Here is a 12,465-nt window from a genome sequence, read left to right as displayed (position 1 = left end):
AACTAAATGGGTAAACGTAAAGCAAATCATGTAATTCCAGGAATGAATGCTGCATCAGCACAAGGACAAGGAACTGGTTATAATGAGGAGTTTGCAAACGAACCACTAACACCAGCTCAGCGTCAAAATAATAAAAAACGTAAGAAGAATCAGTAATGAAAAATCCCAAAAGGTACTCCTTTTGGGATTTTTATTTAATGTTTATAACGTAACAATTCCGAAACTTTTACAAATCGATACCCTTCTTTTTGAAGGGCCGGCAGAATTTTCTCTAATGCAGCTACAGTTTGACTCCGATCACTTCCACCATCATGTAATAACACTATATCTCCACTCTTCGCATTTTTCACAACATGATTCACAATGGACTCAGTTCCTGGATTTGCCCAATCTTTTGGATCTTGATGCCAAGACCATAAAACGGTTTGATAACCCGCTTCTTTTGCCGTCGTAAAAACTGCGTAGTTAATATATCCACCTGGTGGACGGAAAAGTAGCGGCTCCTTTACCCACTTTTGTAAATACTTTTTCCCCGCTAAAATATCATCTTTTAATCTTTCATCAGATGCACTTCTAGCATATAAATGATTCATCGTATGATTTCCAATCTCATGTCCTTCCTTTAGCACCTGCTTAACTAAATACGGATTCCGCTGAATCCGAAAACCAATCATAAAAAAAGTTGCCTCAGCTTTATATTGGTGTAATAGCTTTAACACCTGCGGAGTATACGTAGGATCCGGACCATCATCAAATGTAATTGCAATTATCTTCTCGTTATTTGGTACCTCCCACGTTACATAACCCGTAGGCTCTAATTCTTTTCTCATCAGCATTTTCGCTTCTACTTTGTCCACTTGAAATATATGTACAACACAAACCAAACAAATGATTATTACAGAAATTTTTCTTTTCAACATATTGACTCCAAACTTGAACAGGTTGTTGAACTCATACAACCTGTTCAATCGCCTAGCAGATCCACATCTCGTATAATGTTTTGCAAATTACTTTCATACTGCTCAAGTTGTGGACGTTGTGTTTCAGATGCTACTTCCAATGCATTTTGAATTTGTTCATATGCCTCTTGAACTTCTTGGCGTAAATGCTTTAAATCCTGACCATAATTCGGGTCATTTTTCACAATATTTTTGTATAAATTTTCCGCTTGTACGACTCCTTGTTGTGCGGCTTGAAAAGCTTGCTGTTTATCTTTATGATACGGCATACGCTTTCCCCTTTCTGTTATAGTTAGTCTCACTTAGCTTTACCTTTTTTCATAAAAACATTCTCGTATAAATTTACAAAGTTCTCTCATTCTAAATACAAGAAGGAGGTGCAACACAACATGGAAAAAAACAATAGCAAGTCTATTCGTCAAAACACAAAAAAAGGACAGCCTTCTGGGCAACCTGAGCCGCTAAGTGGGTCACATAAAGTAAAAAACCGAAATCATTCAAGACAAAAAAATCACACGCATCACGATATGTAAAAGAAGGACAATGCACATGTATTGTCCTTCTCACTTAAGCTATTTACAACAAACCACTCAACATATTTTCTAGTTTGTTTTTCACCTCTAATTTCTTAATGCATATTATAATATGAATTGAGACTTTACGGAGGGTGTCTTACATGGGCAAGAAAAAGAAAAACTGTCTTTTTCATGTTGATGGTTTTGAAGAATGGATGGATCAGTTTTGCTCTGATTCATACGACAACTTCAGTTTCCCTAATCACATTCACATTGATCTTTGTGAAACGGAGCAAGAGTATATTTTAGAAACTGATATCCTTAATGTGTCAGAACAAGATGTACTTATAAACAAGATGGAGACAGGCCTAGCAATTCATATATTTCATAAGAACTCGTCCTTGCAACGAACAATTTCTTTACCTGCTAACATCATCTATAAAAAAATGCTAGCCTGTTTAGAAAATGGCTTTCTTGCCATACACATTTCAAAAACTGAAGTTGCAAATGAACATGAGAAAAAAGTTCTTTTTTTTAATTAAAACGTTATATAAAAACAGAGTAGAAAAAGTTTGTTACTAATTTTTCCTACCCTGTTTTTTCTTTATTTTATATAAAGTGAAACTTCCATCAGTGTGGGTTTTCTTCATCTCCCACTGATGGAAAGCCTTCACCACTCGAGCTTTTACGAGCAGTTATCCCCTACCTATCTTCCTTTCTTCTCTCTGAACCTTGAGATAGGGAGGATTACTGTCCGTTAATGCGGGGTAAAATTAAGCTTCTAACCCTATTTCATGCATATGCATAGAAAAAGAAAGCAAACTAACAGCTTTCTTCTCCCTGTTTTTATAGTAAATATGATTACACCTTGGCTATCCTAGATAATTCCATGTCAATACCATATGTAAACTGTAACTCTTTGCAAACGTCCTTGATTAGGATGTTCACATCATACTTTTCATTAAATTCAAGAACCGCATTTTCCACTTCCTCATACGTATATTTGTATTCACCAGTGATGACACTTTTTAAATCAAAGCATTCATTGATACAAAGCTGAACGAGAAGCTGATCATACATAGCGGACACATCTTCTTTTTTCCATAATAACTCTTTCACATATAACCGATCGAATATTATACTTTCTCGATTACACTCCATTAAAGTCCGAGTCATTCCATGTAATTCTCGATATAGTTCAGAAATATTTGTATTGAGACGAATCAATTTGTCTACGCCATTTTCATACAGCATTTCATCCACCCCCGTATATTCCCTTTTTCTTATTATAGCAAGAAAATTCTAAAAAAGAGATTTTTTCTTCTGAAATATTAGGAAACTTATTTAGATTGTTTTACAATGAAACTAGTGAGATAGAAAGGAGTACGAAAGTGAACCAAAAATTATATTACATCGATGCCTATCAGCAAACATTTACAGCACAAATTATTAAACAGGCCTATGATAGCGAAGAAAAATTATATGTTACTTTGACAGAAACAGCATTTTACCCAACTGGCGGTGGGCAACCACATGATACAGGAACATTAAATGAAGCTTCCGTCGTCAATGTTGAGGAAGTTGAGGGCGAAATCCGTCATTTTATATCAAGTGAATTACATACAAAAGAGGTAACGGGTAAAATTAATTGGCAGCGTCGTTTTGATCATATGCAACAACATACAGCTCAGCATATTCTATCCGCTGCATTTTGGGATCATTTTGACATTCCCACAATTGGTTTTCATCTTGGAAAAGAAACGATAACAATTGATTTAGATACACCTGAACTTTCGATAGAAACAGCTACTAGCGCACTCCAAATTGCAAATCAGATTGTCTTTGAAAATCATCCTATCCATATTAAATGGATGAACTTAGAGGAAGCAAAACAGTTACCTCTCCGAAAAGAACCAACAATTACAGAAAATATTCGCGTTGTAATCATTGAAAACTACGATTACAACGGTTGTGGTGGCACACATCCAAAATATACAGGTGAAGTGGGGCCAATTCATATAATAGGGTGGGAGCGGAATAAAGGTGGTATCCGTTTAACATTGGTTGCAGGATGGCGTGTACTCAAGTTAATGAAGCGTCATCAACAAATTATTAAAGACGTTTCCAAACAGTTAAATAGTAGTGAAAATGATATTCCAAATAAAGTAACCCAGCTTCTTACTTCTCAAGAAGAAAACGAAAAAGCACTACAAACTATGAACGAAAAACTACTTTTCGTAGAAGCAAATAAATTGTTGCAACAATCCATAGACATACATGCTGGAACACTCATTTCTAAAGTCTTTACACATCGTTCCATGCAGGAAATCACGAAATTATCAGCTATCATTACCGAACAAAATGAAAACTCTATTACATACCTAGTTACCGAAAATGAAGAAAAATTACAATGCGTTCTTGCATGCGGGAAAGCGGTAACAGCAAACATGAATACAATTTTGAAAAATGCTCTTCCTACTATTGAAGGAAAAGGAGGCGGTAATCAAAAAAGCGCTCGCGGCGGAGGAAAAGCAATTATTACAGGTGAAGAATTTCTAGCTCATCTTATTCATTTATCACAAGAAACATTTTAAAGTACAATCTAAAGGATAGCCTGATGCTATCCTTTAGATTTTTATCTACTTACAAGCCAATATTTTGTTTCAATCCTTGATAAGTTCCTGCATTAGGAAATCCTTTTTCAATAAGTTCAATAAATGCCTCAGAAAAATGATAATTTCGTAATTCTGTTAGTGGTACCATCTTCACATCATGGATTGGATTATGATCGAATTCATTAGACGGTAGCTTTATTTCTCCCGACACCCTTTCAAGTAAAAACGTAATATGTACTAGTGATGGCGTAACATCCGGTTTATCACAAATATATAGTAATTTCTTAATTCTAGTTTCCAATCCCGTCTCTTCTCTCATTTCTCGAATCATAGCTTCTTCTAACATTTCTCCACCCTCTACTCTTCCGCCTGGTAAAGACCAATTTCGATCAGAAACTTTTTGTTTTACAATTAAAAGGTTTTCTTTCTCAATCAAAATTCCAGTTACTCGAACTTGTAATAAATGATTCATATAGTCTCCTCTTTTCATTCTATACATATGACTTCCAAGCTATATAATTCTAGATTATTAGCTAAACCCCTTCCACAAAAGGAACGTACGTTTTATAATTAAAGAAAATTATGGAAGAAAGAAGCGATTTCTATGCGTCCGCCTTTAACAAGAAACATACTAATGGAATAAACGAGTCACAAGCATAGCTCCTGATGCACCGTAAGGATGACCGAGTGCAATTACTCCACCGTTTACATTTAACTTTTCATAGGAAATTTGTAATTCTTGCGCACAGGCCACGATCCTGGCAGCAAGGCCTCATTCATTTCAATATAATCAACATCGTCTATTGATAAGTTCTGATCTTGCAATAACTTTTGCACAGCAAATATAGGTCCACCCCCTGGTAAATGCTGATTTACACCAATAACAGCACTATGAACAAACCGAAGAATTGGTTTGTTCCCAGGTTTATGAGCCTTTTCTTAATTACTTTTCGATATCTTTATGCAAATGCTCTAATTCTTTTCGTAACTCTTGTTTCAAAAATTTACCAACTGATGTTTTAGGGATCTCCTCCATAAAAACGATATCATCCGGCAACCACCACTTCGCAAACTGCGGTCGTAAAAATTCATATAATTCTTCTTTCGTTACAGAACTATTTTGTTTTTGCACAACACATGCAACAGGTCTCTCCTGCCACTGAGGATGAGGTACTGCGACAACTGCAGCTTCAAATACAGCCTCATGTGCCATTAAAGCATTTTCTAAATCTACAGATGAAATCCACTCACCCCCACTTTTAATAACATCTTTTGCGCGATCAACAATTTTAACGCAGCCCTCCTCATCAACTGTAATAACATCCCCTGTATATAACCAACCATCACGGAAACCTTCTATAGTGCGTTCGTCATTATAGTAACTTGCAGCTATCCATGGTGCTCGTAAACATAATTCTCCCATTTCAGCTCCGTCCCATTTCACTTCCCCATTTACTCCCACTACTTTCATTTCAACGCCTGGTACAAGATATCCTTGCTTTGATCGAATTTCCAGTTGCTCTTCATAGGATAAATCTGTTTCATAGCTTTTTAACCGTGCAAGTGTCACAAGTGGACTTGTTTCCGTCATACCGTATGCATGCACAAAAGGAACACTATGTTTTTGTTCGAATGCAGCTATCACACTTTTAGGTGCAGCAGCACCCCCACATAAAATCCGCTTCATACTTGATAAATCATAGTTATTATTTTCTAATTCTTGTAAAACACCAAGCCAAATCGTTGGTACACCAGCAGCCAACGTCACTTTTTCATCCTGGATCATTTCAAGTAATATTTTCGGTGTAAACATCGGACCAGGTAAAACTTGTTTTGATCCAAACCACGTTGCTGCAAAAGGTAATCCCCAAGCATTCACATGAAACATTGGAACAATTGCCATTGCTGCATCACTTTCAGATAATGCAGCTGTATCTGCTAATCCTAGAGTCATACAATGAAGTACCGTACTACGATGTGTATATACAACACCTTTTGGGTTACCTGTTGTCGCTGACGTATAACACATACCTGCCGGTGTGTTTTCATCAATATCTTTTAAGAATTGGAAATCAGGATCCCCTTCTGTAAGAAGCTGTTCGTAGTGATAGACCGGCTCTAGTGAAGTTTCTGGAAGTTCTTTTTTGTCGGTCATAATGATGTATGCTTGTACAGTCAATAATTTACTTTGAATTTTTTCAACGAGGGGTACGAGATCTTCATCAACGAGTAAAATGCGATCTTCCGCATGTCCAATAATATAGGAAATATGCTGTGCAGATAAACGAATATTAATAGTGTGCAAGACAGATCCAATACTCGGAATAGCAAAATACGCTTCCACATGACGATGATGATTCCACGCTAAAGTCCCAACTCGTTCTCCCTCTTTTATCCCTAATTTCTGTAACGCACTAGAGAGTCTCCTTGTTCTTTCTCCTAATTGCTTGTATGTTAAAGTTGTTATAGTATCATGTGTACGCGAAACAATTTCTTTTTTTGGAAACAACTTTTCTGCCCTTTCTATCATTGAACTAATTGTTAATGGTACATTCATCATCATATTTCTCCCAACCTCCTATTAAAGCGTTTTCATTTTTAGACATTATACCAAACTTTCGCACTTATAAGTTTTATTTTTCTGTATTTTCAGAATTATTTCCGAAGAAATATTTCTTCTAGCACACACCTCTCATAGAAAACAGAGAGTGACTCCTTTATAAACCACTCTCTGTCTTTTTGAACATATGTATCACACAAAATCGCATACCTCTTCATATCACGACATGTTCTTTTTACAAATACATCATTTTTAATTATTTTTTTGAATTATATTCGAATATATCAAGAATATCTCGTATATGTATCAGACATAATATTAATCGATTTGTATAAGGCATTGGATATGAATGCTTTTCTTCTATTTATATTGGTTTCTGCTTGAACTTTTGATAATTTCGCACTTTCAACAAAAGTATACTTCCACAATCCGTACAAATATAAGCATCTACTGGAGAAGACGTAAACATCGTTTCTTTTTTTCTTATTTGCGCATATCCAACAAACTCACCTTCCCCAATATTGCTAGAGCCACAATAAGAGCATGTATGTATCTCTTTCTTTCGCATGAGAGCACCACCTTCGTTCTGTTTCTACTCCCTTCGACAGCAATCTTCCAATTTCCTTCCATAAAAAATCCTACTTCTCCTAAATTTTAAAAGGAAAAATAACCTTAGGGTCGTATTCATACATTGTAAATACATATTACATTATTTTTTGGAGGTAAAATATTGAACTCTACTATTACACTTCATTCAGCAAAAGTAATCGAACAAGCAGAAATCAACATGTTATCCGCTAGATTATTAGCTTTGCAAACAATGGAAAAAAATCCAATGCAAGTAGATATCAAGCAATTTGAAAATGCGACTGCATTTTCATCAAAAATTATTTCCGGGCCTTCCTTTAATACAGTAAAAGGTGAAGTAAAAGAAGTTGTTGGGAAAGTAACTGACAATAAGGAATTACAAGCTACAGGTAAATGGGATAAGATAAAAGGCACCGTGAAGCATACTGTGGGTAATGTAACAGAGAAAGTACATGAACATAAATAAAACGAGCCTATTTAAGGCCCGTTTTATTTACCATCCTGTTTTTCTAGCACGTATAAATCCTCTTCTATGTTCGACAACTTATCTGTAATTAACTTTCTCGCATCTCCAATCGCTTGGTTATATGCATATGGTCCAAGTAATTTTATCATTTCTTCTATTAAACGCTCTGCTTGAAAACGTCCGATTGTATCTAAGTCTTCCTCTTCAAAAAACCTCTGAATTTGTTCTACAAGCTCATCTTTCTTTTCATTTGGTATTTTTACATTCATCATGAATCCTCTTCTCCTCTATATTTGAGATAATGTTTTCCTTAACTCTACCATAGAAAAACGTGTTCCTGGGCAAGTTTTTGTGACACCTTCTAATTCCCGATGACCAAGTATATGTTCTTCACATATAGAAAACTTCTTCATAAACCACTTACATAGTGAATGTAAAGAATCGATTTGCGCTAAAGTCGGATCATATTTATCAAAATTACCTGTCATACAAATCCCTATCGTTTTGCTATTATATCCTTTTGCATGGGCTCCAATGTATAATCCTCTACCTTCAAACACCGTCCCATCTTCTTCAATAAAATAATTATATCCGATGCCACTCCATCCTCGTACCTTTTGATGGAATTCATGTGTTTTATACACATCCCATCCATCTTCAGCAGTGTGATGAATGATGAGTTTTGTTACGTTTTGTAAAGGCTGCAATTCATCTTGAAACGTCAGTTTTGCTTGCTTAAATTCCATTCAGGATCCTCCTTTACAACTCAATCATGATTATCGTTTTATCATCTGGTCGAATCCGTTTTTGTTCTTCTAATTCTTCTATTATAGAAACATATTCTTTTATACCATGCATGCTTACATATTGTACTGTTTGCTCAAGTGACCAGTCTGGGTGAAATAATCCATCCGAACAAATAAATATTCCTTTCATTTCAGAAAGTGGAAATTCTCCTTGTTGGATCCAAGTAATTGCTTCCGACATCCCATTTGCTACTGAATACCCATTTGGCATATTGGCAAGATAACGATTATATTTTAGTTGCTGCCTAATGTCATTAAATATATATTCTTCCGGTACAAGAAGTCCCTTTTTCCTATCTTCTTCACGCTTTCTTTTCGCTCGTGCACTAATTCCTTTCACTGTATCTTTTGTTAACACCTTTATGGTTTCATCACGCAATGTAACAACAATCATACAGTCACCAAGTTGAGCATATTGAATGCTTCTATCCTTTATACGAACTACAGCAATACATGTACACCATACATGATCTTTCTTTGTTATATCAATCTCATAATCTATCATTTTTTCTTGTAACACTTCGTTTGCGCTTGCAATTGCTTTTTGCAAACTTGTCACTTCTTTTAGCGATGTAAAATGACTTGCAAACACGTTTGAAGCTAGATATGCTCCATTATGCCCCTCTTCATCTTGAAACGGGACAAGTGGCGTTGCACCATCGCATACACCATAGATTTTCAATCCTTCATTACAAAAAAACGAATCCTCACACTCCTGCTTCAAAGGACTTTTCTGTTGATACATTTGAATTTTCATATTTTTACACCCCTTTAATGAAATATGTAAAAATAATTTGATTTTTCGAATCAGTCTAACTTCCCGAAATAAACTGTTTTCCCCTAATACTTTCAATTTCATATATAATCTTGAAATAATATGATTTTTTAGTGAAGGACGGGAAAAAGATGGTCAGATTTCTTGGAGTTATCATTGGTTCTATCATTATTGCAGTTGCCTTTAATCTTTTCCTTATCCCCCACAAGATTTTGAGTAGTGGAATTGGTGGAATTGCTATTATCTTAGGAATTGTAACCCCTGTAAACACAGGAATTATTAACTTTGCATTAAACTTACCTATTCTTATTTTAGGGTACATAGGTCTTGGAAAAAAAGTAATTTTTAATACAGTTGTCTCTGTTGTAGTATTATCTGCAGCATTATACTGGATTCCAGTACAAATCGTCGCAAAAGATCCCCTTCTTTCTTCCATATTTGGCGGCGTAATTGCAGGGGCAGGAATTGGCCTTGTCTTTAATTGTCATGGTTCCACAGGTGGATTTGATATTATCGGTATGCTACTATCTCGCAAAAAAGATATTAAACTTGGTGGACTCCTCATTATTTTAAATACAGTCGTTGTTGTCATTGCTGGATTTTTCTTTGATTGGGATGTAGCATTAACGAGTTTACTTTCAATCTATGTAACAGGTAAAGTAATTGATGCTATTCATACGAAACATCGTAAAGTTACACTTATGATTGTAACAAATCAAGCTGAAGAAATGAAAAAGAAACTCCTTTCAACTGTTGTGCGAGGAATTACACTTCTTGATGGTGAAGGTGCGTATTCAAGTGAGAAAAAACGTGTACTTATGACTGTTGTTTCACGTGAAGAGCTTGCTGATATGAAACTAGCCATTTCTGAAATTGATCCACAAGCATTCGTTAATATTACGGAGACTGTTGAAGTATTAGGGTTATTTAGGAGAGGTTAAAAAACTAGGTGAAGTTCCACCTAGTTTTTTATTTATTCTCCATAAATTCTAGTCTATTCCCAAATGGATCTGAAACATAAAATCTAATTATATCTGGACGAGCATAATCATCTATGACTTGAATCCCTTGCCCGATTAGTTTTCCCTTAAATTCATCGATCCCCTGAACATAAAAAGCTGGATGCGCTTTTTTAGCCGGAGAAAAAGTTTGTTCAACTCCTATATGAATTTCTTGATTTCCACAACGAAACCAACAACCGCCACGTTTTCTTAATTCTTCTGGTTTCGGAATTTCTTCTAAACCTATTTTATATCCATAAAAGTCTCTTGCCTCTTCTTCACACCCTACAGGTGCTGCTACTTGTACATGGTCAATCCCTTGAATATAACCTGCCATATCTCTCTCCTCCTTTATATTTTCATTTTATAGTATACTGCTTTAAAAATAACTTATATAAACTTTATAAAACTCCATAAGATTTACTTAACAGCCACAGGCATATCATTTGTTCTATAATGAAGAAGGTGTTTTAATAACAACTTAATCGAAAAGAATTAAAATGCACATTATTCTGTAAATTTGTTTTTTATAGAAATATATAATGTTTTTCATATATTATATTTATAATAGGTATTGAATCTGTTTTAGATGCTAGTGCACGGAGGAAAAATTATGAGTCGGAAAAAGTTCTCATCTATTCAAAAAAATCGTCATTCGGCTATACCCCGCCGTTTGCGAAATCATATTCAAAATTGTACTTTAACAGAAATGTACGCATCTCTTTTTGAACATAATCCTGATGGTATTATTTCATTGAACTTACAAGGAATCATATTACATATTAATCCCTCTGCGGAAAAAATATTGGGATATACTTCAGAGGAATTAGAAAGAAAAACAATTACTTCTATTATAGAAGCACATATTTCTGATCAAGTACTGCAATTTATAAAAAATACTACAGCTGATAATCAAGAGGAATACATACTTTCTATCCACCATAAAGATGGATATCAAATAGATGTAGTTACAAAATTAGTCCCTATTTTTATTCAAAAGCATCTCTCAGGTGTATATGCAATTATGAAGCCACTCGAGAAATCTGAAAGAATCGAAAAAATGTTAAAAGAGAGCGAAAAACGATTGCGCACATTGATGGACTCAATGCCTGCCTTTGTCATCTTTAAAGATCATGAAGGGCGCTGGCTTGAAGCAAATGATTACGCACTTTCTTGCTTTGATTTTCATGATGTTCCTTATCACGGAAAAAAAGATAGTGAACTCGTTCAATATAATGAAGCGTACCGCGAAGCATTTTTACATTGTGAACAAATTGATGAACTCGCATGGCAACAAAAAAAAATTATTCATGGCGAAGAATTTATTATTCATAAAAGTACGTCCAACCTTATCTTGGATCTTTCAAAAGTTCCACTCTTCCATCCTGATGGCTCACGAAAAGGCCTTATTGTTATGGGCAGGGATGTTACTGAATTAAAGAAAACAGAAAAATTACTACGAAAATCTGAAAAATTAGCAGTAGTCGGACAACTAACAGCAGGAATCGCTCATGAAATCCGCAACCCGTTAACGGCCTTAAAGGGATTCTTAACATTATTGCAACCCGATATTAGCGAACAAAACAAATGGTATATAGATGTTATGCTAAGCGAAATTTCACAAATGGAATCCATTACAAGTCAATTTATGGCAATGTCTAAGCCACAAGTGTTATCTATTCATTCTCACCAAATCCAATCATTAATTGAAGAAGTAGTAACCTTTATTTTACCTACCGCCATCATGCATAGTACACATATTATTATGGATCATCTTTCGACTATGCCAGAAATTCAATGTGATGGTAATCAACTAAAGCAAGTCTTTATTAATGTACTTAAAAATGCGATTGAAGCCATGCCTCGCGGAGGAAATATTTTCATCCAAACAAAGCAAGTAGATGAGAATTTCATTTTAATCCGTATTATAGATGAGGGGTGTGGCATTCCAGAAGATCGTATTTCTCGTTTAGGAGAACCTTTTTATAGTTTGAAAGAAAAAGGAACTGGATTAGGCTTAATGATGTGCTACAAAATAATCGAAGAACATTACGGTAAACTTCAAATCTCAAGTGAGTTAAATAAAGGAACAACTGTAGATATTCGATTACCCATCTCACCGCTACCAAATAATAACGAAATGGAAAAAGAGTAAATAGATCTTTCTATTTACTCTTTTT

The 12,465-nt window shown here is 35.1% G+C and carries 17 protein-coding genes and 1 pseudogene; 7 read left to right on the top strand and 11 right to left on the bottom strand.

Annotated elements, in window-relative coordinates; genetic code table 11:
- Positions 1 to 6: 6 nt before the first annotated feature.
- On the top strand, positions 7 to 156 hold the full coding sequence (gene sspO, locus MHH71_RS26090) for a small acid-soluble spore protein O (RefSeq protein WP_006095643.1): 150 nt from the start codon (positions 7 to 9) through the stop codon (positions 154 to 156).
- Between the two features lie 38 nt (positions 157 to 194).
- Here sspO and MHH71_RS26085 read toward each other — a convergent pair whose 3' ends face one another.
- A complete protein-coding gene (locus MHH71_RS26085; protein ID WP_033799045.1) occupies positions 195 to 920 on the bottom strand; it encodes a polysaccharide deacetylase family protein in 726 nt (241 codons plus the stop codon).
- A 44-nt stretch (positions 921 to 964) separates the two neighbouring features.
- Positions 965 to 1,228 carry a hypothetical protein gene (locus MHH71_RS26080; RefSeq protein ID WP_006095641.1) on the bottom strand — a complete coding sequence of 88 codons (264 nt, stop codon included), beginning with the start codon at positions 1,226 to 1,228 and terminating at the stop codon, positions 965 to 967.
- Positions 1,229 to 1,348: 120 nt separating this feature from the next.
- On the opposite strand from MHH71_RS26080, the gene MHH71_RS26075 reads away from it, so the two are divergent.
- Positions 1,349 to 1,492 (top strand): small acid-soluble spore protein P, encoded by a 144-nt coding sequence (locus MHH71_RS26075; protein WP_033799044.1) that lies wholly within the window; start codon positions 1,349 to 1,351, stop codon positions 1,490 to 1,492.
- A gap of 143 nt (positions 1,493 to 1,635) precedes the next feature.
- A complete protein-coding gene (locus tag MHH71_RS26070; protein WP_006095640.1) occupies positions 1,636 to 2,016 on the top strand; it encodes an Hsp20 family protein in 381 nt (126 codons plus the stop codon).
- Between the two features lie 319 nt (positions 2,017 to 2,335).
- On the opposite strand, the gene MHH71_RS26065 is transcribed toward MHH71_RS26070, so the two are convergent.
- Positions 2,336 to 2,728, bottom strand: a complete 393-nt coding sequence (locus tag MHH71_RS26065) for a hypothetical protein (RefSeq protein ID WP_018765327.1) — start codon at positions 2,726 to 2,728, stop codon at positions 2,336 to 2,338.
- 119 nt (positions 2,729 to 2,847) lie between these two features.
- Here MHH71_RS26065 and MHH71_RS26060 point away from each other — a divergent pair, with 119 nt between their 5' ends.
- Positions 2,848 to 4,068: an alanyl-tRNA editing protein gene (locus MHH71_RS26060; RefSeq protein ID WP_078211738.1), complete on the top strand. Its 1,221-nt coding sequence runs from the start codon at positions 2,848 to 2,850 to the stop codon at positions 4,066 to 4,068.
- Between the two features lie 49 nt (positions 4,069 to 4,117).
- On the opposite strand, the gene MHH71_RS26055 is transcribed toward MHH71_RS26060, so the two are convergent.
- The 4 genes and pseudogenes from MHH71_RS26055 to MHH71_RS26040 form a co-directional block, all read right to left on the bottom strand.
- Complete coding sequence (locus MHH71_RS26055) at positions 4,118 to 4,561, bottom strand: NUDIX hydrolase (RefSeq protein ID WP_050774414.1); 444 nt, start codon at positions 4,559 to 4,561, stop codon at positions 4,118 to 4,120.
- Between the two features lie 162 nt (positions 4,562 to 4,723).
- Positions 4,724 to 5,025: pseudogene (locus MHH71_RS26050) on the bottom strand (acetyl-CoA C-acyltransferase); the annotation flags it as partial.
- Between the two features lie 7 nt (positions 5,026 to 5,032).
- Positions 5,033 to 6,652, bottom strand: coding sequence for a long-chain fatty acid--CoA ligase (locus tag MHH71_RS26045; RefSeq protein WP_006095636.1), 1,620 nt, complete (start codon positions 6,650 to 6,652; stop codon positions 5,033 to 5,035).
- 361 nt (positions 6,653 to 7,013) lie between these two features.
- Entirely contained in the window at positions 7,014 to 7,217 is a 204-nt protein-coding gene (locus tag MHH71_RS26040; RefSeq protein WP_003199126.1) for a hypothetical protein, read from the bottom strand.
- Between the two features lie 318 nt (positions 7,218 to 7,535).
- Between MHH71_RS26040 and MHH71_RS26035 the strand changes: the two genes are divergently transcribed.
- Positions 7,536 to 7,703, top strand: a complete 168-nt coding sequence (locus tag MHH71_RS26035) for a CsbD family protein (RefSeq protein WP_029427144.1) — start codon at positions 7,536 to 7,538, stop codon at positions 7,701 to 7,703.
- Positions 7,704 to 7,726: 23 nt separating this feature from the next.
- Here MHH71_RS26035 and MHH71_RS26030 read toward each other — a convergent pair whose 3' ends face one another.
- Genes MHH71_RS26030 through MHH71_RS26020 form a run of 3 tightly spaced genes read right to left on the bottom strand, consistent with a single transcriptional unit; the run spans position 7,727 to position 9,266 of the window.
- Positions 7,727 to 7,975 carry a DUF2164 domain-containing protein gene (locus MHH71_RS26030; protein WP_006095634.1) on the bottom strand — a complete coding sequence of 83 codons (249 nt, stop codon included), beginning with the start codon at positions 7,973 to 7,975 and terminating at the stop codon, positions 7,727 to 7,729.
- A 15-nt stretch (positions 7,976 to 7,990) separates the two neighbouring features.
- Positions 7,991 to 8,449: a peptidoglycan recognition protein family protein gene (locus tag MHH71_RS26025; RefSeq protein WP_006095633.1), complete on the bottom strand. Its 459-nt coding sequence runs from the start codon at positions 8,447 to 8,449 to the stop codon at positions 7,991 to 7,993.
- A gap of 13 nt (positions 8,450 to 8,462) precedes the next feature.
- Positions 8,463 to 9,266, bottom strand: coding sequence for a protein phosphatase 2C domain-containing protein (locus MHH71_RS26020; protein WP_018781477.1), 804 nt, complete (start codon positions 9,264 to 9,266; stop codon positions 8,463 to 8,465).
- 149 nt (positions 9,267 to 9,415) lie between these two features.
- Here MHH71_RS26020 and MHH71_RS26015 point away from each other — a divergent pair, with 149 nt between their 5' ends.
- Positions 9,416 to 10,225, top strand: a complete 810-nt coding sequence (locus MHH71_RS26015; protein WP_018781476.1) for a YitT family protein — start codon at positions 9,416 to 9,418, stop codon at positions 10,223 to 10,225.
- 28 nt (positions 10,226 to 10,253) lie between these two features.
- On the opposite strand, the gene MHH71_RS26010 is transcribed toward MHH71_RS26015, so the two are convergent.
- Positions 10,254 to 10,622 carry a VOC family protein gene (locus MHH71_RS26010; protein WP_006095630.1) on the bottom strand — a complete coding sequence of 123 codons (369 nt, stop codon included), beginning with the start codon at positions 10,620 to 10,622 and terminating at the stop codon, positions 10,254 to 10,256.
- A 276-nt stretch (positions 10,623 to 10,898) separates the two neighbouring features.
- Here MHH71_RS26010 and MHH71_RS26005 point away from each other — a divergent pair, with 276 nt between their 5' ends.
- Complete coding sequence (locus tag MHH71_RS26005) at positions 10,899 to 12,440, top strand: BA3702 family sensor histidine kinase (RefSeq protein ID WP_018781475.1); 1,542 nt, start codon at positions 10,899 to 10,901, stop codon at positions 12,438 to 12,440.
- The last annotated feature ends 25 nt before the right edge of the window (positions 12,441 to 12,465 follow it).

The sequence above is a fragment of the Bacillus sp. FSL H8-0534 genome (genome assembly GCF_038005885.1).
In the GTDB taxonomy this organism is placed as follows: Bacteria; Bacillota; Bacilli; order Bacillales; family Bacillaceae_G; genus Bacillus_A; species Bacillus_A pseudomycoides.
Note: the sequence above shows the minus strand (reverse complement) of the source record. Positions and strands in the feature narration are given on the sequence as shown.